This window comes from Pseudogemmobacter humi, from assembly GCF_900609055.1.
Taxonomy (GTDB): Bacteria; Pseudomonadota; Alphaproteobacteria; order Rhodobacterales; family Rhodobacteraceae; genus Pseudogemmobacter; species Pseudogemmobacter humi.
Map to the genome: position 1 here is coordinate 86,539 of NZ_UXAW01000048.1, position 18,184 is coordinate 104,722.

22 protein-coding genes are annotated in these 18,184 nt (G+C 68.8%); 7 read left to right on the forward strand and 15 right to left on the reverse strand.

Features of this window, described 5'->3' with window-relative positions; all coding sequences use genetic code 11:
• The first annotated feature begins 56 nt into the window (after positions 1-56).
• Both XINFAN_RS05165 and XINFAN_RS05170 read left to right on the forward strand, forming a co-directional pair.
• The gene (locus XINFAN_RS05165; RefSeq protein ID WP_124085415.1) at positions 57-1,403 is read left to right on the forward strand and encodes a TldD/PmbA family protein; all 1,347 of its coding nucleotides are present in this window, start codon (positions 57-59) and stop codon (positions 1,401-1,403) included.
• The gene (locus tag XINFAN_RS05170; RefSeq protein WP_124085416.1) at positions 1,390-2,181 is read left to right on the forward strand and encodes a 3'(2'),5'-bisphosphate nucleotidase CysQ; all 792 of its coding nucleotides are present in this window, start codon (positions 1,390-1,392) and stop codon (positions 2,179-2,181) included. The genes XINFAN_RS05165 and XINFAN_RS05170 overlap by 14 nt, the downstream gene beginning before the upstream one ends.
• Here XINFAN_RS05170 and XINFAN_RS05175 read toward each other — a convergent pair.
• Genes XINFAN_RS05175 through XINFAN_RS05185 form a run of 3 tightly spaced genes read right to left on the reverse strand, consistent with a single transcriptional unit; the run spans position 2,178 to position 3,749 of the window.
• Positions 2,178-2,591 (reverse strand): NUDIX hydrolase, encoded by a 414-nt coding sequence (locus XINFAN_RS05175; RefSeq protein ID WP_124085417.1) that lies wholly within the window; start codon positions 2,589-2,591, stop codon positions 2,178-2,180. The two genes, XINFAN_RS05170 and XINFAN_RS05175, sit on opposite strands and share 4 nt — an antisense overlap.
• Positions 2,588-2,866 (reverse strand): NfeD family protein, encoded by a 279-nt coding sequence (locus XINFAN_RS05180; RefSeq protein WP_124085594.1) that lies wholly within the window; start codon positions 2,864-2,866, stop codon positions 2,588-2,590. The genes XINFAN_RS05175 and XINFAN_RS05180 overlap by 4 nt, the downstream gene beginning before the upstream one ends.
• A 1-nt stretch (position 2,867) precedes the next feature.
• Positions 2,868-3,749: an SPFH domain-containing protein gene (locus XINFAN_RS05185; protein WP_124085418.1), complete on the reverse strand. Its 882-nt coding sequence runs from the start codon at positions 3,747-3,749 to the stop codon at positions 2,868-2,870.
• A gap of 155 nt (positions 3,750-3,904) precedes the next feature.
• On the opposite strand from XINFAN_RS05185, the gene XINFAN_RS05190 reads away from it, so the two are divergent.
• Genes XINFAN_RS05190 through lpxK form a run of 3 tightly spaced genes read left to right on the forward strand, consistent with a single transcriptional unit; the run spans position 3,905 to position 6,348 of the window.
• Positions 3,905-4,147 carry a DUF4170 domain-containing protein gene (locus XINFAN_RS05190; protein ID WP_124085419.1) on the forward strand — a complete coding sequence of 81 codons (243 nt, stop codon included), beginning with the start codon at positions 3,905-3,907 and terminating at the stop codon, positions 4,145-4,147.
• 3 nt (positions 4,148-4,150) lie between these two features.
• Positions 4,151-5,353 (forward strand): 3-deoxy-D-manno-octulosonic acid transferase, encoded by a 1,203-nt coding sequence (locus XINFAN_RS05195; RefSeq protein WP_124085420.1) that lies wholly within the window; start codon positions 4,151-4,153, stop codon positions 5,351-5,353.
• A complete protein-coding gene (lpxK, locus tag XINFAN_RS05200) occupies positions 5,353-6,348 on the forward strand; it encodes a tetraacyldisaccharide 4'-kinase (RefSeq protein WP_124085421.1) in 996 nt (331 codons plus the stop codon). The genes XINFAN_RS05195 and lpxK overlap by 1 nt, the downstream gene beginning before the upstream one ends.
• A 72-nt stretch (positions 6,349-6,420) precedes the next feature.
• Here lpxK and dxs read toward each other — a convergent pair whose 3' ends face one another.
• The 6 genes from dxs to XINFAN_RS05230 form a co-directional block, all read right to left on the reverse strand.
• Positions 6,421-8,340, reverse strand: a complete 1,920-nt coding sequence (gene dxs, locus XINFAN_RS05205) for a 1-deoxy-D-xylulose-5-phosphate synthase (RefSeq protein ID WP_124085422.1) — start codon at positions 8,338-8,340, stop codon at positions 6,421-6,423.
• A 12-nt stretch (positions 8,341-8,352) separates the two neighbouring features.
• Positions 8,353-9,222 (reverse strand): polyprenyl synthetase family protein, encoded by an 870-nt coding sequence (locus XINFAN_RS05210; RefSeq protein ID WP_124085423.1) that lies wholly within the window; start codon positions 9,220-9,222, stop codon positions 8,353-8,355.
• Complete coding sequence (locus tag XINFAN_RS05215) at positions 9,219-9,458, reverse strand: exodeoxyribonuclease VII small subunit (protein ID WP_124085424.1); 240 nt, start codon at positions 9,456-9,458, stop codon at positions 9,219-9,221. The genes XINFAN_RS05210 and XINFAN_RS05215 overlap by 4 nt, the downstream gene beginning before the upstream one ends.
• Before the next feature lie 11 nt (positions 9,459-9,469).
• Positions 9,470-10,378 (reverse strand): histone deacetylase family protein, encoded by a 909-nt coding sequence (locus XINFAN_RS05220; RefSeq protein WP_124085425.1) that lies wholly within the window; start codon positions 10,376-10,378, stop codon positions 9,470-9,472.
• Positions 10,379-10,445: 67 nt separating this feature from the next.
• Complete coding sequence (locus XINFAN_RS05225) at positions 10,446-11,141, reverse strand: response regulator (RefSeq protein WP_124085426.1); 696 nt, start codon at positions 11,139-11,141, stop codon at positions 10,446-10,448.
• Positions 11,141-11,635 (reverse strand): MarR family winged helix-turn-helix transcriptional regulator, encoded by a 495-nt coding sequence (locus XINFAN_RS05230; RefSeq protein WP_124085427.1) that lies wholly within the window; start codon positions 11,633-11,635, stop codon positions 11,141-11,143. The genes XINFAN_RS05225 and XINFAN_RS05230 overlap by 1 nt, the downstream gene beginning before the upstream one ends.
• 144 nt (positions 11,636-11,779) lie before the next feature.
• Here XINFAN_RS05230 and XINFAN_RS05235 point away from each other — a divergent pair, with 144 nt between their 5' ends.
• Positions 11,780-12,646 (forward strand): branched-chain amino acid aminotransferase, encoded by an 867-nt coding sequence (locus tag XINFAN_RS05235; RefSeq protein ID WP_124085428.1) that lies wholly within the window; start codon positions 11,780-11,782, stop codon positions 12,644-12,646.
• Between the two features lie 167 nt (positions 12,647-12,813).
• On the opposite strand, the gene XINFAN_RS05240 is transcribed toward XINFAN_RS05235, so the two are convergent.
• From XINFAN_RS05240 to mtgA, 5 genes are all read right to left on the reverse strand, one after another.
• Positions 12,814-13,242 carry an organic hydroperoxide resistance protein gene (locus tag XINFAN_RS05240; RefSeq protein ID WP_124085429.1) on the reverse strand — a complete coding sequence of 143 codons (429 nt, stop codon included), beginning with the start codon at positions 13,240-13,242 and terminating at the stop codon, positions 12,814-12,816.
• 3 nt (positions 13,243-13,245) lie between these two features.
• The gene (locus tag XINFAN_RS21920; RefSeq protein WP_199286366.1) at positions 13,246-13,413 is read right to left on the reverse strand and encodes a hypothetical protein; all 168 of its coding nucleotides are present in this window, start codon (positions 13,411-13,413) and stop codon (positions 13,246-13,248) included.
• 113 nt (positions 13,414-13,526) lie between these two features.
• Positions 13,527-14,603 (reverse strand): tRNA epoxyqueuosine(34) reductase QueG, encoded by a 1,077-nt coding sequence (queG, locus tag XINFAN_RS05245; RefSeq protein WP_435530848.1) that lies wholly within the window; start codon positions 14,601-14,603, stop codon positions 13,527-13,529.
• A gap of 66 nt (positions 14,604-14,669) precedes the next feature.
• Positions 14,670-15,335 carry an FtsZ-binding protein FzlA gene (gene fzlA / locus XINFAN_RS05250; RefSeq protein WP_124085431.1) on the reverse strand — a complete coding sequence of 222 codons (666 nt, stop codon included), beginning with the start codon at positions 15,333-15,335 and terminating at the stop codon, positions 14,670-14,672.
• 87 nt (positions 15,336-15,422) lie between these two features.
• On the reverse strand, positions 15,423-16,190 hold the full coding sequence (gene mtgA / locus XINFAN_RS05255) for a monofunctional biosynthetic peptidoglycan transglycosylase (protein ID WP_124085432.1): 768 nt from the start codon (positions 16,188-16,190) through the stop codon (positions 15,423-15,425).
• Between the two features lie 289 nt (positions 16,191-16,479).
• Between mtgA and XINFAN_RS05260 the strand changes: the two genes are divergently transcribed.
• Positions 16,480-16,896: a hypothetical protein gene (locus XINFAN_RS05260; protein WP_124085433.1), complete on the forward strand. Its 417-nt coding sequence runs from the start codon at positions 16,480-16,482 to the stop codon at positions 16,894-16,896.
• A gap of 60 nt (positions 16,897-16,956) precedes the next feature.
• Here the strand turns inward: XINFAN_RS05260 and XINFAN_RS05265 are convergent, their stop codons facing one another.
• Positions 16,957-17,979 carry a LacI family DNA-binding transcriptional regulator gene (locus XINFAN_RS05265; protein ID WP_233352127.1) on the reverse strand — a complete coding sequence of 341 codons (1,023 nt, stop codon included), beginning with the start codon at positions 17,977-17,979 and terminating at the stop codon, positions 16,957-16,959.
• Positions 17,980-18,184 lie beyond the last annotated feature (205 nt).

Below are 18,184 nucleotides of genomic sequence, written 5' to 3' on the forward strand. Positions count from 1 at the left end.
GGTTGCGCCCACGCGCCCGGACGACTACCTCTGAGCCGTTCCAGCGGAGGATTTCCATGTCAGAGACCAGGCTTTCCGATCTGGCCGAGGCCCTGATGCGGGCCGCGCTGAAGGCGGGTGCCGATGCGGCGGACACGCTGGCGGTCGGCGGCACGGCGATTTCGGTCGATATCCGTCAGGGCAAGCTGGAACAGGCCGAACGCGCCGAGGGCACCGAGATCGGTCTGCGGGTGCTGGTCGGGCGGCGCCAGGCCTGCGTCTCGGCCTCGGATACCGCGCCCGCGACGCTCGCCGCGCTGGCCGAGCGCGCGGTCGCCATGGCGCGCGAGGCGCCCGAGGATGCCTCGGTCGGGCTGGCCGATGCGGGCGATCTGTCCGCGCTGCGCGACGCCGGGGCGCTGGAACTGGAAGACACCGCAGCCGATCCGGGAGCCGCCGATCTGGAGCGCGCCGCCCGCGCGCTGGAAGCCGCGGCACTGTCGGCGGAAGGCATCACCCAGGCCGAGGCTTCGGCCACTTTCTCGCGGCGCGCGATCCATATCGTGCAGTCGAACGGTTTTTCGGGCGGCTACGGCCGCACCGGCCACAGCCGCGTGGTCACCGCCTTCTGCGGCCAGGGCACGGCAATGGAGCGCGATTACGCGGGCGAGGCGCGCAGCCATGCCGCGGATCTGCCCGATCTGGAAGGCATCGGCACGCTGGCGGCAACGCGGGCGCTGGCGCGGCTTGGCGCGGTGAAGCCACCGACCGGCACCTTCCCGGTGCTCTATGACGAAAGGGTGGCGTCCTCGCTGATCGGCCATCTGCTCGGTGCGATCAACGGCGAGGCGATTGCCCGCGGCGCGTCCTGGGCGAGGGATCTGATGGGGCAGGAGGTGCTGCCCCGCGGGATTTCGCTGCATGAGGATCCGCACCGGCTGCGCGGCCCGTCCTCGCGCCCGTTCGATGCCGAGGGGCTGGCGGCGCGGGCCAAGGATTTCGTGGCCGATGGCGTCTTGCAAAGCTGGGTGCTGGATCTGAGCACCGCGCGACGGCTGGGCCTGACATCCACCGCCAATGCGATGCGCGGGCCTTCGGCGCCCCCTTCGCCCGGCACGACGAACCTGGACCTGACCCCGGGCCAGGCCAGCCGCGAGGATCTGATCGCGGAAATGGGCACCGGGCTTCTGGTCACCTCGCTGATCGGGTCCACGATCAACCCGACCACCGGGGATTATTCGCGCGGCGCCTCGGGCTGGTGGGTTCAGGATGGCAGGCTCTCGCATCCGGTGCATGAATGCACCATCGCGGGTAATCTGCGCGACATGCTGCGCCGGATCGTGCCCGCGAACGACGCCCGGCCGCAGCTTTCGATCCGGGTGCCCTCGCTGCTGGTCGGGGGGATGACCCTTGCCGGTGTCTGAGCCAGCGGCTGATACCGCGCTGCTGGTTGACGCGGCCGAAGCGGCGGGGAAGATCGCGCTCGGCTACTGGCGTCGCTCGCCCGAGGCCTGGGACAAGCCCGGCGATGCGGGTCCGGTCTCCGAGGCCGATCTGGCGGTGGATCGCGCCTTGCACGAGGAACTGACGGCGGCCCGGCCCGGCTATGGCTGGCTGTCCGAGGAAACCCCGGACGATGCCGCGCGGCTGTCGCAGGAGCGGGTGTTCATCGTCGATCCCATCGACGGCACCCGCGCCTTCCTTGCGGGCGACGAGGCCTGGGCCGTGTCGCTTGCGGTGGCGGTCGGCGGCAGGATCACGGCGGCGGCGGTGCATCTGCCTGCGCGAGGGCTGACCTATGCGGCCAGTCTCGATACGCTGGCCACCTGCAACGGCTTGCCGATCGCGGCCAGCCAGCGCCAGGACCTAGAAGGCGCCGATCTGATGACCAACAAGGCCAATCTGGCGCCAGCCTTCTGGCCCGGCGGCCTGCCCGAGGTGAAGCGCAGCTTCCGCTCGTCGCTGGCCTGGCGGCTGTGTCTGGCGGCCGAGGCGCGGGCCGATGCGATGCTGACGCTCCGGCCGACCTGGGAATGGGACGCCGCCGCCGGCAGCCTGATCGCCGAGCGCGCCGGCTGCCGGATCAGCGACCGCCGGGGCCGGGCGCTGGCCTTCAACCGGCCCGAGCCGCAAACGGATGGCGTGATCGCCGCGCCCCCGGCGCTGCACCGGGCGCTGATGACCGCGCTTGGCGCGGACTAGCCAAAGTCTGCGACGGCGCGCACCCTTTCACGCAGGGCGGGCACCGAATCGGGGCGGGTCAGGAAGCTGGCGACCTCCATCATCTGCCAGCCCTGGCCTTCGCTGCCAAAGCGGATGCGGGCGATTTCTTCGGCAGTGATCCGGCCCGCGAAGAACACGCCGGGGCGCGGATCGCCGGTCATCGACGGGAATACCAGCCGCCGCTCCAGCCGCGCGGGCGGCAGGGTGAGGCCGAACTCCTCGTTCAGCTCGCGCAAGAGGCAGGCTTCGGGCGTCTCGTCCCCCTCGCGCCCGCCGCCGGGCAGATCCCAGTGGCCTGGCCAGGGCAGGCCGGGGAAATCGTCGCGCAGGTAGGTCAGCAGACGCGCGCCGTGAAAGAGCGCGGCCTTGGCGCCGCAGAAATCCGTCACGGATTGTCGTTGATGTCGCGTTCCCAGATCTTCACCTGGCCCTCGCGCTGCCCCATGATCCGCCGCATCGCCAGCCAGGCCAGCAGCGAGAGGATGGCGAAGATCAGCATCAGCAGCGGCAGCCCCGCGCTGATGCCAAGGCCCACCAGCACCCCGGTCAGCGCCGCGCCGATCGCGAAGCCGACGAAGATATAGCCCGGGACGATGATCTCGATCACGCCGAGCACCACGCCAAGCACGATCCATGCCCACCAGACGGTCCAGATCTGATCCATCTCAGCCACGCCCTTTCAGCATCTTGAACGCATCGCCGAAGGCTTCCAGCGCATTGGCCGGGATCAGGATGGTCTGCTTGCCGTTGCCCCTGGCCACGGCCTCCAGCGCCTCGACCTGTTTCAGCGCGACCTGGAACTGCGCCGCCTCCAGCCCGTTCTTGGCGATGGCCCCGGCGATGACCTCGGTCGCATAGGCCTCGGCATCGGCGGTGACGCGGCGGGCCTTGGCCTGCTGCTCGGCGGCGTAAAGCTCGGCATCGGCCTGCAACTCGACGGACCGCTTCTTGCCCTCGGCCTCGGTCACCTGGGCGCGGCGGGCGCGCTCGGCATTGAGCTGTTGCAGCATGGCGGCGCGGGTGGCGTCGTCGAGATTGACATCGAGGATCTCGGCCCGCGTCACCTCGACCCCCCAGTCGTCCACCATGGCGGCGACCTGTTCGCGCACCCGCTCGATCAGCTGGCTGCGGTTGGACTGCACCTGGTCCAGTTCCAGCTTGCCGATTTCCGAGCGCACGATCCCCGCCACGGTGGTGGCGATGGCGCCGTCGATGTCGCGGATCCGGTAGACGGTCTTTTCGGGTTCCGTCACCCGGTAGAACACCGAGGTTTCGACCTTCACCAGCACGTTGTCGGCGGTGATCGCGTCCTGGCTGGCGTTCGGCAACTGCCGCTCCAGCACCGAGACCTTATGCGCGATGCGGTCAAGGAACGGCACCACGAAATTGATCCCCGGCCCCAGCACCGATTTCAGCCGCCCGAAGCGTTCGACCACATGCTTTTCTGACTGCGGCACGATGCGCACGCCAAGGAAGATGCAGAGAATGACGAAGAGGGCGACCGCCAGATAGACGGCGTTCCAGCCCGCGAAACTGCTCAGATCCATCGCTCATTACTCCCAACAGCGCCACATTCCGAAGGCATGATCACTGTGCCGCCTGGGCGGATGCGCCGCAAGGGCGGAGTTTCCGCCCGCCTTCCCTCCGGGCCCGCGCCGCTATAGGTTGGCGCGGTATTCTCACCCTCGCGGCAAGGACGGCCATGACCCAGAGGCTTCATCTCGTTTTCGGCGGCGAACTGACGTCGCCCGACAAGACCCAGTTCAGGGATGTGGACAAGATCCATATCGTCGGCATGTTCCCCGATTACGATTCCGCCTTTAAGGCCTGGAAGGCCGAGGCGCAGCGCACGGTGGACGACGCCCATACCCGCTATTTCATCGCCCATATCCACCGGCTGCGGGATGAGGAAAAGCCCGCCTCGGCCACCGAGGAACTGGGCTGATCCATGGTGGTATCGCCCGGGCGCAGCTGGTGGACGCTGGGCGGACGGCGGATGCCGGAGGGGGCCGCGCGCCGGCCCGCCCGGCCGTCCGGGCCGCTGGTCTGGCTGCATGTCGGGGGGCCGGCCTCGGTTTCCGGGATGCGCGAACTGGCGGTGCGGCTGACCGAGGAAGAGGATGTCGCGGTGCTGATGACCGGCGCGCCTTCCGGGGCCGGGGGCGTGTTGCACGACGATATCCCCGCCGAGACCGCCGCCGAGGTGCGGGCCTTCCTGGACCACTGGCACCCCGGGGCGGCGGTGTTCTCTGAGGGTGAGATCCGTCCGGCGCTGCTGCACGAGGCGGCCGAGCGGCGGTTGCCCATCCTCTTGGCCGATGCGCGCGATCCGCATCTGCCGCGCGGGCGCGAAAGCTGGATCCCCGGCGCGATGCGGCGGGCACTGGCGGCGTTCACGAAGATCTACGCCATCGATGCCGCTGCGGCGCGGGCCTTCCGCAAGGCGGGCGCGGCGCAGGGCAAGGTGACGATCGCCGGGCGGCTGGAGGAAAGCTCTTCGGCGCTGCCCTGCCTGGAGGCCGAGCGCGAATATCTGGCGAAGCTGATGGTGGCGCGGCCGGTCTGGTTCGGCGCCGGGGTGCCCGAGGGCGAAGAGGGCGTGGTGATCGAGGCGCAGCGCCAGGCGATGCAGATGGCGCATCGCATCCTGCTGATCCTGATGCCGCAGGATCCGGCGCGGGCGGGGCCGCTGGCGCGGTCGCTGGAAGAGGCGGGCTGGCGGGTGGCCTCGCGCAATGACGAGAGCGAGCCCGAGCACGACACCGAGATCTATATCGTCAGCGACCAGGCTGAACTGGGCCTGTGGTATCGGCTGGCGCCGATCACCTATCTGGGCGGCGGGCTTTCCGGCACCGGGCTGCATCTGAGCCCGCTGGAGCCGGCGGCGCTCGGCTCGGCCATCGTGCACGGGCCGCGGCCGGGGGCGTTCGGGGCGCCGCTCGGCCGGCTGGGCGCGGCGCGGGCGGCGCGGGCGGTGGCCTCGGGGCGCGATCTGAACGAGGCGCTCGGCGATCTGCTGTCGCCCGACCGCGCGGCCCGGCTGGCCCAGGCGGCCTGGGGGGTGGTGTCGGAAGGCGCCGAGGTGACCGAGAACGTGCTCGTAACCCTGCGCGGGCTGACCGGCGCCCGCACCGCAAGCGGGGGCGGCTGATGCGCGCCCCGGGGTTCTGGAACCATCCGCCGGAACGGCCGGGGCTGGCGGCGCGGCTGCTCGCTCCGCTGGGCGCGTTATATGCGGGTGCGACGGCGCGGCGGCTGGCGCGCGGGGCAGGCTATCGCGCCGGTGTGCCGGTGATCTGCATCGGCAATCTGAACGCGGGCGGGGTGGGAAAGACGCCCACGGTCATCGCCCTGACCGAACGGCTGAAAGCGCGCGGGCATCAGGTCCATGTGGTCACCCGTGGCTACGGCGGGCGCGAGGAAGGCCCGCTGCGTGTCGATGATATGCGCCACACCTCCGACCGGGTGGGGGACGAGCCCCTGCTGATCGCGCCCTTCGCGCCGGTCTGGGTGGCGAAGGACCGCGCCGCCGGGGTGCGCGCCGCCGAGGCGGCGGGCGCGGGGGTGATCCTGCTCGATGACGGGCATCAGAACCCCTCGGTGGTCAAGGATCTGTCGCTGGTGGTGGTCGATGCGGAACAGGGTTTCGGCAACGGGCGCTGTATCCCGGCGGGGCCTTTGCGCGAGCCGGTGAGCGCGGGCCTCTCCCGCGCCGATGCGGTGCTGTCGATCGGGATTGACGCCGCGCAGGCGGCGTTCCGCGCCCGCTGGGGCGCACAGATCGCCGGGCTGCCGCATCTGACCGGGCGGCTCATGCCGTTGCAGATGGGGATGGACTGGCAGGGCACGCGGGTGCTGGCTTTCGCGGGCATCGGCAATCCGGCGAAATTCTTCGCCACTTTGCGCGCCGAGGGGGCCGAGGTGGTGCGGGCCGAGCCGCTCGACGATCACCAGAAGCTCTCGCCCGCTTTGCTGGCGCGGCTGGAGGCCGAGGCGAAACTCCTGGGCGCGCAACTGGTGACGACCGAGAAGGACGCGGCCCGGTTGCCGCTTTCCTTCCGCATGAAGGTGCTGACCCTGGTGGTGCGGCTGAAGATCGACGATCCGGCGGTGCTTGACGATCTGCTGACCAGGATGGGGCTGTGACTCCGAAATCTTCGAAGATTTCGGGCTAATTCCTTCGAAGGAATTAGCCCGTTTCCTTTAAAGGAAACGGGGTCAGGCGCGGCGGCTGGCCGTGGCGATCCCCAGAACCTCCAGCACTTTTGCGGCGATCTGCGCGGCATCCATCCCGGCGATGCGATACATCGCCTCGGGGCTGGCCTGGTCGATGAAGATATCCGGCAGCACCATGGACCGGAACTTCAGCCCGCGGTCGAACACGCCCTCATCGGCCAGAAGCTGCGCCACATGGCTGCCGAAGCCGCCCACGGCGCCCTCTTCGACGGTGATCAGCGCCTCATGCTCACGCGCAAGCCGCAGGATCAGATCGCGGTCGAGAGGTTTGGCGAAACGCGCATCCACCACGGTCGGCGCCAGCCCGCGCGCGGCCAGAGCCTCGGCGGCTTTCAGCACCTCAGACAGCCGCGTCCCGAACGAGAGCAGCGCCACCCGCCCGCCTTCGCGCATCACCCGGCCGCGGCCGATCTCCAGCACCGCGCCCCGGTCGGGCATCTCCACCCCCGCGCCTTCGCCGCGGGGATAGCGTAAGGCGATGGGGCCCTCGTCCCAGGCCACGGCGGTCGCCACCATATGACGCAATTCGGCCTCGTCGGCGGCGGCCATCACCACCATGCCGGGCAGATTGCTAAGGAAAGCCACGTCGAACGACCCGGCATGGGTGGCGCCATCCGCCCCCACGAGGCCAGCCCGGTCGATGGCAAAGCGCACCGGCAGTCGCTGGATCGCCACGTCATGCACCACCTGGTCGTAGCCGCGTTGCAGGAAAGTGGAATAGATCGCGCAGAACGGCTTCATCCCGCCCGCCGCCAGCCCGGCGCTGAACGTCACCGCATGCTGCTCGGCGATGCCCACGTCGAACAGCCGCCGCGGAAACCGCGCACCAAACAGGTCGAGCCCGGTGCCGTCCGGCATCGCCGCCGTCACCGCAACGATCTTGTCGTCGCGCGCGGCCTCGTCGATCAGGCTCTCGGCAAAGACGCGGGTGTAAGACGGCGCGTTGGAGGGCGTCTTCTTCTGCTCGCCGGTCACCACGTCGAACTTCGCCCGCGCATGGCCGCGGTCGGGGGAGTTCTCGGCCGGGGCGTAGCCCTTGCCCTTTTTCGTCAGCACATGGATCAGCACCGGCCCGGTGGCCCGCGCCTTCAGCATCCGCAGGATCGGCAGAAGCTGGTCCAGATCATGCCCGTCGATCGGCCCGACATAGGTGAAGCCGAGCGCCTCGAACAAGGTTCCGCCGACCGCCATGCCCTTGAGCATATCGCGCGCGCGTTTCGCCCCCTCTTGCAGCGGCGCGGGCAAGAGCGAGACCAGCCCCTTCGCCACCTCTTTCAGGTCCTGGACCGGGGCCTCGGCGTAAAGGCGGCTCAGATAGGCCGAAAGCGCCCCCACCGGCGGCGCGATGGACATCTCGTTGTCGTTCAGCACCACGAAGAGCCGCTTCTTCAGCGCGCCCGCGTTGTTCATCGCCTCGAACGCCATCCCCGCCGACATCGAGCCGTCGCCGATCACCGCGATGGCGTCGCCCGCATCGCCGCCCAGTCCCGCCGCGCAGGCGAAGCCGAGCGCCGCCGAGATCGAGGTGGAACTATGCGCCGCGCCGAAAGGATCATAGGGGCTTTCCGAGCGTTTGGTGAAGCCCGAGAGCCCGCCTTCGGTGCGCAGAGTGCGGATCCGGTCGCGCCGCCCGGTCAGGATCTTGTGCGGATAGCACTGGTGGCCCACGTCCCAGATCAGCTTGTCGCGCGGGGTGTCGAACACCGCGTGCAGTGCCACGGTCAGCTCGACCACGCCAAGGCCCGCGCCCAGATGCCCGCCGGTGACCGAGACCGCCGAGATCGTCTCGGCCCGCAACTCATCGGCAAGCTGGCGCAACTCGCGGTCGCTCAGCCCTTTCAGGTCCGAGGGGAAATGCACCCGGTCAAGCAAGGGCGTGGCGGGGCGTTGCGGATCAGCCATGCGTGGTCCCTCTCAGGCCTGGCGGGTGATGGTGAAACGGGCGGCTTCGATCAGCGGCAGCGCGCGCTCGCCCCAGGGGGCCAGCGCCGCCTCGGCCTCGCGGATCAGCGCCTGCGCGCGGGCGCGGGCGCCGTCGAGCCCCAGAAGCGACACGAAAGTCGCCTTGCCGCGCCCGGCATCCTTGCCGGTGCGCTTGCCGGTGGCATCCGGGTCGCCCTCGACATCCAGAAGATCGTCGTGGATCTGGAACGCGAGGCCAAGCGCGCGGGCGTATTCGCCCAAAGGCGCCGGATCGGCGCCGGCCAGCACCGCCCCGGCCTCGGCGGCGTAGCGGATCAGCGCGCCGGTCTTGCCGGCCTGAAGCGCGGTGATCTCATCAAGCGTCAGCGCCCGCCCGGCGCTCTCAGCCGCGATGTCCAGCGCCTGGCCCAGCACCATCCCCTCGGCGCCGGAAGCCTTGGCCAGCCGCGCCACCAGTGCGATCCGCACCTCGGCGGGCCCGAGCGCCGGATCGGTCAGAAGTTCAAACGCCAGCGTCTGAAGCGCGTCCCCCGCGAGGATCGCGGTCGCCTCGTCCCATTTCACATGAACCGTGGGCTGGCCGCGGCGCAGATCGTCGTCGTCCATCGCCGGCAGATCGTCATGCACCAGGCTATAGGCATGCAACGCCTCGACCGAGGCCGCCGCCGCCAGCGCCCGTTCCGGGGCGACATTGTGCAGCCGGGCGCTTTCCAGCACCAGAAAGCCGCGCAGCCCCTTGCCGCCGCGCAAAGCGTAGCGCATCGCATGGATCACCGGCTGCTCGGCGCGCGGCGCCAGCTCCGCCTCCAGCCGCGCCGCGACCAGCGCGGCATCCCGGGCCAGCCGTTCGGGAAAGCTCACAGCCCCTCCGCCGGTGCGGTCCCCACGGCCTTGCCCTCCTGGGCGCGGATCATCTCGACGCGCGACTCGGCCTCGGCCAGCTTGCGCGCGCAATGCTCTTTCAGCGCGGCGCCGCGTTCGTAAAGCGCGATGGATTGTTCCAGCGCGACCTCGCCGCGTTCCAGTTGGCCGACCACGCCTTCCAGCGCCGCCATCGCTTCCTCAAAGCTCATTTCGGTAACGGGTTTTTCGGTCATGAGCCGGGGCCTCAGCGTGAAAGATCGGTCATTGTGCCAACATAAGCCGCGACGGATGCCGCAAGCGCGGGAAGATCATAACCGCCTTCCAGAGTCGAGACCAGCTTTCCGCCGGACACGTCCCACAGCCGCGCGGCGAGCCAGGCGAAATCCCCCGCTTCCCAGTCCAGCGCGGCCAGCGGATCGTCGCCATGCGCGTCGAACCCGGCCGAGACGATCAGCAGTTCGGGCTTGTAATCGGCAAGCGCGGGCAGGATCGCGCGCTCATACTGCCGCCGCATATGGGCGCCATCGGTGCCCGCAGCCAGCGGCAGGTTGAGGATCTGGCCATGCGCGCCGCGCTCGGCCGCTGACCCTGAGCCGGGGAACAAGGGCATCTGATGCGAGCCCGCGAACAGGCAGCGCGCCTCGTCCCACAGAAGGTCCTGAGTGCCGTTGCCGTGATGCACGTCGAAATCTACCACCGCCACGCGGCTCAGCCCATGATGGTCCAGCGCCCGCTTCACCCCGATCGCGGCGGTGCCGTAAAGGCAGAACCCCATGGCGCGCTCACGCTCGGCATGGTGGCCCGGCGGGCGCGCGGCGACGAAGGCGGCGCTGTCCTCACCCGCCAGCACCGCATCCACCGCCGCCGCCATGCCGCCCACGGCACGCAAAGCCGCCCGGTGCGAGCCGGGTGAAAGCCAGGTGTCGCCGTCGAGCGCCGCCAGCCCCTCGCGCGGCACGGCGGCCTTCACCTTCGCCAGATAAGACGCCGGATGGCAGCGCAACACCTCGGCCTCATCGGCCAGCGGACAATCGCGGCGCTCAACGGCCAGCCCCTCCAGCCCGCGCGCCACAGCCTCCAGCCGCGCAGATCGCTCCGGGTGCCCCTCGGGCGTCAGATGCTTCCGGCAATCCTTATGCGAATAGACCAGCATTGTCTTTCATCCTGACCTAAATACCCCGGGGGTGCGGGGGCAGGGCCCCCCCGCGCCAGCGACCGCGTCAGTCCGGCGCCAGCATATAGCCTTCGCCGCGCACCGTCTGCAGATAGCGCGGCGCTTTCGGGTCGTCTTCGATCTTGCGGCGCAGCCGGGTGATCTGCACATCCACCGCGCGCTCCTGCGCCTCTTCCTCGCGGCCCATGTCGAGGACCAGCCGCTCGCGGGTGATCGCCTCGCCGGGGCTGGCGGCGAACAGCCGCATCAGCGCGGCCTCGGTCGCGGTCAGCCGCACGATCTCGTCGCCGCGCCACAATTCGCCGCGGTCCATATCGTAGCGCACCGCGCCCAGGTGCAGCATCTTCGGGGCCGCCGCGCCCGCCACCGCCTGCGGCACCCGGCGCAGGATCGCCCCCACCCGCAGCAAAAGCTCCTTCGGCTCGAACGGTTTGGCGAGATAGTCGTCCGCCCCGGCCTCCAGCCCCTCGATCCGGTTCTGGGTCTCGCCGCGCGCGGTCAGCAGAAGGATCGGCGTCTGCATGCTTTTGCGCAGATCGCGGGTCAAAGCGATGCCGTCCTCATCCGGCATCATCACGTCGAGCACGATCATGTCGAATTCCAGCCCGGCAAGCAGCCGCCGCGCCTGCGAGGCATCCTTCGCGACCGTGACCATATAGCCGTTGCGCACCAGGAACTTCTGCAACAGCACCCGGATCCGCTCGTCGTCATCGACCACCAGAAGATGTGCGTCACCCGTCATCAGGAGCCCTCCCGCAGGCGGTTGTAATAATCGCGCAGATCGGGGTCCATCATCGCCTCAAGCACTTGGCGGAAGCCCTGGACCGCGGCGGGGCCGGCAGCGCGATAGGCCGCGCGCATCCGGGCGCGCTGCGCATCGGAGAGCTGCTTCTCCATCGCCTCGCCCTTTTCGGTAAGGTAGAGATGCCGCTCGCGCCCGTCCTTGCGGCCTTTTTCGCTGCGTACATGGCCGTCGTCGATCAGCGTGCGCAAGACCCGGTTCAGGCTTTGTTTCGTCACGCCGAGGATCCCCAGCAGGTTCGACACCGTGGTTCCGGGCGAGCGGTGGATGAAATGCAGCGCCCGGTGATGGGCGCGGCCGTAATCCATGGTGGCGAGGATGCGGTCCGGGTCGGCGGTGAAGCCGCGATAGGCGAAGAACATCGCCTCGATTCCTTTGCGCAGCTGCTCGTCGGTCAGGAACAGCAGGCTTTCGCCGCCCGGGGTCTGCACCATTTTCCGCCTCCTTTTCGGCGGAATTTACGTCAGCCTTGTTGACTTTCCAAGTTCTAAAGCGTAGCGAGTCCGTGCTTTGGCGCAAGATAATGGCCGCAACGGACGCAATCTGCGCAACTTTTGTAAAAACGGAGGGGCCGGGATATGGCGGCATATGACGATCGCGACGGAAAGATCTGGATGGACGGCAAGCTGGTCGAATGGCGCGGCGCCAATGTCCATATTCTGACCCATGCGCTGCACTATGCCTCGGCCGTGTTCGAGGGCGAACGCTGCTACAACGGCAAGATCTTCAAATCGACCGAACATTCCGAGCGGCTGATCCATTCGGGCAAACTGCTCGACATGGACATCCCCTGGACGGTGGAGCAGATCAACGCCGCCAAGGACGAGGTGCTGAAGGCGAATGGCTATACCGACGCCTATGTCCGCGCCATCGCCTTCCGCGGCGCCGGTGACGAGATGGGCGTCGCCGCGCTGGCCAATCCGGTGCGTCTGGCGATCGCGGCTTGGGAATGGGGCGCCTATTACGGCGACGCCAAGTTCAAGGGCGCCAGGCTCGACATCTCGAAATGGAAGCGCCCCTCGCCCGAGACCATCCCCTCCGAGGCCAAGGCGGCCGGGCTTTACATGATCTGCACCATGTCGAAACACGCCGCCCAGGCCCGCGGCTGTTCGGATGCGATGATGTTCGATTATCGCGGCTATGTCGCCGAGGCGACCGGGGCGAACATCTTCTTCGTCAAGAACGGCGAGGTGCATACGCCGAAAGCCGATTGCTTCCTGAACGGCATCACCCGCCAGACCGTGCTGCAAATGCTGCGCGACATGCAGATCACCGTGCATGAGCGCCACATCATGCCCGAGGAACTGGAAGGTTTCGAGCAATGCTGGCTGACCGGCACCGCGGCCGAAGTGACCCCGGTGGGGCAGATCGGCACCTATAATTTCGAGGTGGGCGAGCTGACGAAGCGCGTCGCCACCGAATACGAAAAGCTGGTGAGGTCGTAAGGCGCCGCCGGTGTGAGAAAGCCCCGCTTTGGCGGGGCTTTTCTTTTCGGGCCGGCTTCCTGTCGGGCCGGGAAAGGGGCGTTGCCCCTCGCGGCTGCGCCGCTCACCCCAGGGTATTCAGGTCAGGGTGAAAGCCATGAGTGCCGCGCGGAAGCGGGCCGGCGCGCTCAGGCCAGTTCGGTCCCGACCTCGATATTGCCTTTGGTCGCGTTCGAGTAGGGGCAGATGAAATGCCCGCGTTCGATGATCTTTTCCGCCTGGGCGCGGTCGAGTCCGGGCAGCGAGACGGTCAGCTTCACCTTGAGGCCGAAGCCGCCGTCGGAGCGCGGGCCGATCCCGACCTCGGCCCGCACCGAGGCGTCGTCGGGCACCTTGCCCAGATCCTCGCTCTGCGCTGCGAAGCGCATCGCGCCGAGGTAGCAGGCGGCATAGCCGAGCGCGAAGAGCTCTTCGGGGTTGTGGCCCTGGCCAGAGCCGCCGAGCTCCTTCGGGCTGGCCATGGTCATGGTCAGCTGGCCGTTCTCAAGCGTGGCCAGCCCATTGCGCCCGCCGCCGGTCGCTTTCGCCGCCGTGCGGTATTTGACATCGACGGACATGGCTCAGACCGTCCGTCCGCGCTCGATGCGCAGGAACTGCCGGATGCGGCTGGTGCCGGCGACGCCGCGCGGCTTGTGGAAGGTCTCGCGCCCGCTGCGGGCGATGCGCAGGAAGGCCTGCACCCGGGACCCGGTGCTGGATTTGCGTTTGTCGGCCAGATGTTTGCTCATAACGTCCTCCTTGGGCGCCAATCGGTCGGAGGCAGAGCCTAACACAGGTGGGCCGGTTTCCACAGAGCGTCATCCTGCGAATGCGAAATAACCCGCCGCGTCTGCCGCCCGGATCAGGCGGAAACCAGCCGTGCCAGCGCCCATTCGGCCGCCTCGGCCACCACGGGATCGGGATCGTCCAGCAGAGCGCGGGCCGAGGGCGCGAGCGCCGGCATTCCGGAATTTCCGATGGCGTAGAGCACATTCCGCACGAAGCGGTCGCGGCCGATGCGCTTGACCGGGCTGCCGGCAAAGCGCGCGCGGAATCCGGCATCGTCCAGCGCCGCCAGTTCCGCCAGTTCCGGCGCGCCGACCCGCGGCTGATAGCCGACCTCTCTCGCCGCGACCGCGAATTTGTTCCAGGGACAGGCGGCCAGGCAATCGTCGCAGCCGTAGATCCGGTTGCCCATCCGCGCGCGCAGATCCGGCGCCACCGGCCCCTTGTGCTCGATGGTCAGGTAGGAGATGCAGCGCCGCGCATCCAGCCGGTAGGGCGCGGGAAAGGCATCGGTCGGGCAGGCGGTCAGACAGGCCCGGCACGATCCGCAATGCGAGACCTCGGGCGGATCCTTCGGCAGGTCCAGCGTGGTGAAGATCGAGCCGAGGAAGAACCAGTTCCCCAGGTCGCGGCTCAGCAGATTGGTGTGCTTGCCCTGCCAGCCAAGGCCCGCCGCCTGCGCCAGAGGCTTCTCCATCACCGGGGCGGTGTCGACGAAGACCTTGATCTCCTCGTCCCGGGCCTGATCCAGCAGCCAGCGCCCCAGCCGTTTCAGCCGCCGCTTGACCAGATCGTGGTAATCCTTGCCCTGGGCATAGACGCTGACCGCCGCGCGGTCAGGCTGCGACAGCACCGCGCGCGGATCGGATTCGGGCGTGTAGACCTCGGCCAGCATGATCACCGATTTCGCCTCGGGCCAGAGCGCGCTGGGGTCGCCCCGCCAATGCGCCCGCTCCTCCATCCAGCCCATCGAGCCGTGATGCCCCGCCGCCAGAAATTCCCGTAGCCGCTCTGCCGTTCCGGGCACAGCATCGGGCGCGCAGATGCCGACCCTGGAGAAGCCTTCCTCCAGGGCCCGCGCGCTCAGCCGCGCTTTCAGATCTGATGGATCTGTGGCTTTCACCCTGATGCAAATACCCTCTGGGCCGTCCATTGGTTTCGCCATTGGTTCGGGGAACCATCGGACTGCGGAAGGCAAAGCGCCCCCGGCGCCCGGCCATCAGAAATCCAGATCGGCATAGTGCTGCGGCGGCGGGAAGCCCGGCACCTGATCCGAGAGCAACGTGCGGAACGAGGGGCGCGATTTGATCGTGGCATACCAGGTCTTCACCACCGCATGGCGGTTCCAGTCCACGTCCGAGATATAATCGAGGCTGGACAGATGCGCCGCGGCGGCGAAATCGGCCAGCGTCATCACATCGCCCGCCAGCCAGCGCCGCTGATCGAGCAGCCAGGCCAGATAGTCGAGGTGATATTTGATCCGCGCCGCCCCGGATTTGACGTTCTTCGAATCCGGATAGCCTTCCTTGGTCAGCTTCTTGTTCACCCGCTCGTAAAGCAGTTTCGAGGTCACTTCGTTGTGGAACTTGTCGTCGAACCAGATGCAGAGGCGGCGCACCTCATAGCGCATTTCGGGATCGCGCGGCAGAAGCTGCGGATGGGGGTGGGTCTCGTCGAGATATTCGCAGATCGCCTGGCTCTCGCTGAGAAGCCGCCCGTCGAGCCGCAGCACCGGCACCTTGCCCGCCGGATTGCGGCGCAGGAAGTCGGGGCTCTGCTCCCAATAGCGTTCCTCGACCAGTTCGACCTCGATCTTCTTCTCGGCCAGCGTCAGGCGCACCTTGCGGCAAAAGGGGGAAAGCGGAACGTGATACAGGCGGTTCATGGTGCGGATCCGGGGAATGCTTTCCCTGTCCTAGCCGCTGGCCAGCGCCCGATCAATCCCGGCGGGCGCGGGCGGGCGTCTCCCGGCTCAGTCGAAACAGCCCGCGCGGCCGTCGGCTTTGATCGTCTCAGCGCCCGAAAGGATGGCGCGGGTGCGCCGTTTCACGAAATCCGAGGGTTTCGAGGCCGAGCGCCCCTTCGGGTCGGGCAGCACCGCCGCCAGCCGCGCGGCCTGAAGCGCGGACAGCTCGCGCGCATCCACCCCGAAGTAATGCTGCGCCGCGGCCTGGACGCCGAACACGCCCTCGTCGAATTCGGCCACGTTCAGATAGACCTCCAGAATGCGCTGCTTGGACCAGAACAGCTCGACCACCGGGGTCAGCGTGGCCTCCATCGCCTTGCGGGCGTAAGAGCGCCCGTGCCAGAGAAAGACGTTCTTCACCACCTGCTGGCTGATGGTCGAGGCGCCGCGGTTCGAGCCGGAATTGATCGCATCGCGGATCGCCGCCATGTCGAAACCCCAATGGGTGCAGAAATTCGCATCCTCGGCCGCGACCGCCGCGCGGCCCATGACCGGGGCGATCTCGTCCCAGGACACCCAGTCCCGCTGCACCCCGCCGAGCCGCCAGCTTTCCTGAAGCTGGTAGATGTTGAAGGGCGGCGGCACGAAGCTGAACAACAGGATCAGCAGCAGGAAGAACCCGGCGACCCCCGCCGTCACCCGCAGCGCCCAGACCCTGAGGCGCTTCAGCAGCCCCGGGCGCGGCGGCGGCGCCTTTTTCGCGGGCGCGCGGGCGCGCGGCTTGCGGGGCGCAGGCCGGGGGTCTTCGGGCTGGTCTGGGGTGTCCTCGGCCATGCTCTCTGCATTGGCCCGATCCGGCACGGGCCGTCAAGCGGGGCGTGCCGTGACGGGGGCGTCGCGGGGTTCTGCCCTGGCGGTTCACAATTCCGGCATCGCGCCGGCGCCTTCTGCGCGGGGGCCGGGCGCCGGCTGGGGCGCTGAAAGCCGGAATTTCCGCAGGAAAGTCGCCTGGCCTCGCGCAATCCGGCCCGGACAAGGTGCCCGCCGGGCCGCGCAGGCAAGGCGACGGAATCCGCTCCGGGCCGCGTGTGACCCCGCAGAGACCCATGAAAGGAGACCTCCCATGGCGAAACCGCTGATCCTTCCCGCCGCGATCGCCGCGGCGCTTGCGTTCACCGCGCTGCCCGCGCTGGCGCAGGACACCGCCCCGGCTGCCGAGACCACCGCGCAGGCGCCGCGCGCCCGGGCCGCCGCGATCCGGCTGGACTTCGGCGCGGGCCGTTCGGTTCATGTGATGTGCGGCCAGACCGACCTCGCCGCCTGTGCCGAGGCCGTGGCGCCGCTGGTCGAGAAAGTCGCCTCCACCCCGGCAGCCGGGCCCGCGAAGGACGGGGCCAAAGGCAAGGGGAAACATCACAAGAAGGGCATGGACTGGAAACGGCCCGGCGGCGGTGCGGGCGGGCCCGGCAAGGGTCATGATCACGCCCCGGCAGGCGCGCCTCCCGCTCCGCCGCCCGCGGACGGGCCTGCGCCGCAGTAAGCCGGATGAAATCGGGGCCGCCGCGCGAGGTCGCGGCGGCTTCTCGGGGCGCCCCTCGTCTCAGACCGGGGCGAATCGGGTGGGGATCTCGCTGACGCCGGGCCGGGTTTCCTCGCTGTCGACCAGATCGAACAGCCGCGCCAGCATGGCCGGCACGTCCTGTTGCAGCATGACGATGTTCTCGGTCAGCACCGCGGCCAGCGGGTCCCAGTCGAAACAGCCGATATGCGGCGCGTGGTTGCCGTAATGGCGGCTCGCGCGGCTCCATTGCAGCACGCCTTCCAGCGAGATGGTGGAGTTGACGAACAGCCCCGCAGGCAGGCGGGGCCGCCGCGCCGCCAGATCTTCCAGCGCACGGCGGGATTTTTCCGGCGCGTAACCGGCGGCGAGGATCAGCTCCTCGTCCACCGCGATCCCGGCCTCGGCATGGGCGTCGCGAAAGCCGCCGATCCGCTCGGCGGTGTTGTGATCGCCGGGGCGGCCGCCGACGAACAGCAGCGGCTCGCCCGCCCCCCGCGCGGGTTCCGAGGCCGCAAGGATCCGCCGGGTCAGCGCCTTTGCGCCGCCGCGGTTGTCCGAGATCACCGAGGGCGCCAGCCGCCCCGGCAGGTCGAGGTTCAGCGAGCGCACCCCCGCCGCCCGCGCCAGTTCGGTGATGCGGTCGGGATCGGTGGCGCCGGTCGCCACCAGGCAATCCACCTGATGCGAGATCATCGCCCGCGCCGCCTGAATCTCCAGATCCGGGTCGCGCTGCGTGCAGGTGATGATCGGGAACAGCCCGCGCGCCCGCGCCATCACCTCGAACCCCTCGGCGATCGAGCCGAAATAGCGGTTGTCGTATTTCGGCACGATCATGCCGATCAGATGCGAGCGTTCGCGCCGCAGCCCGCTGGCCTGCATGTTCAGCGCATAGCCCTGCTCGTCGGCGATCCTCAGGATGCGGGCGGCGGTGGATTCGCTGATCCGGCGTTTCTTCCAGGTGCCGTTCAGCACCGCGCTGACCGCGGTGGGCGAGGCCCCCGCCAGCCCGGCCAGATCGTAGATCGTGGTGCGTCTGCCTGGGCTGGTGCGGGCGGGTTTCACGGCGGTTTCCTTCCCGGGAAGCTGGCTCCGGTAACAGGCAACTTGACAGCTATCCCGCCATGGCGCAAGTTTGCTCCATCGGTTGAGCATCGTTGCGCAACCGATGGAACACGGCCGATTCGACTGAATGTTCATCTGAATGTTCATCTGAATGTTCGTCTGAATACGGCCCGGGGGAGGAATGCGCGGAACCGGATGCGGCGGC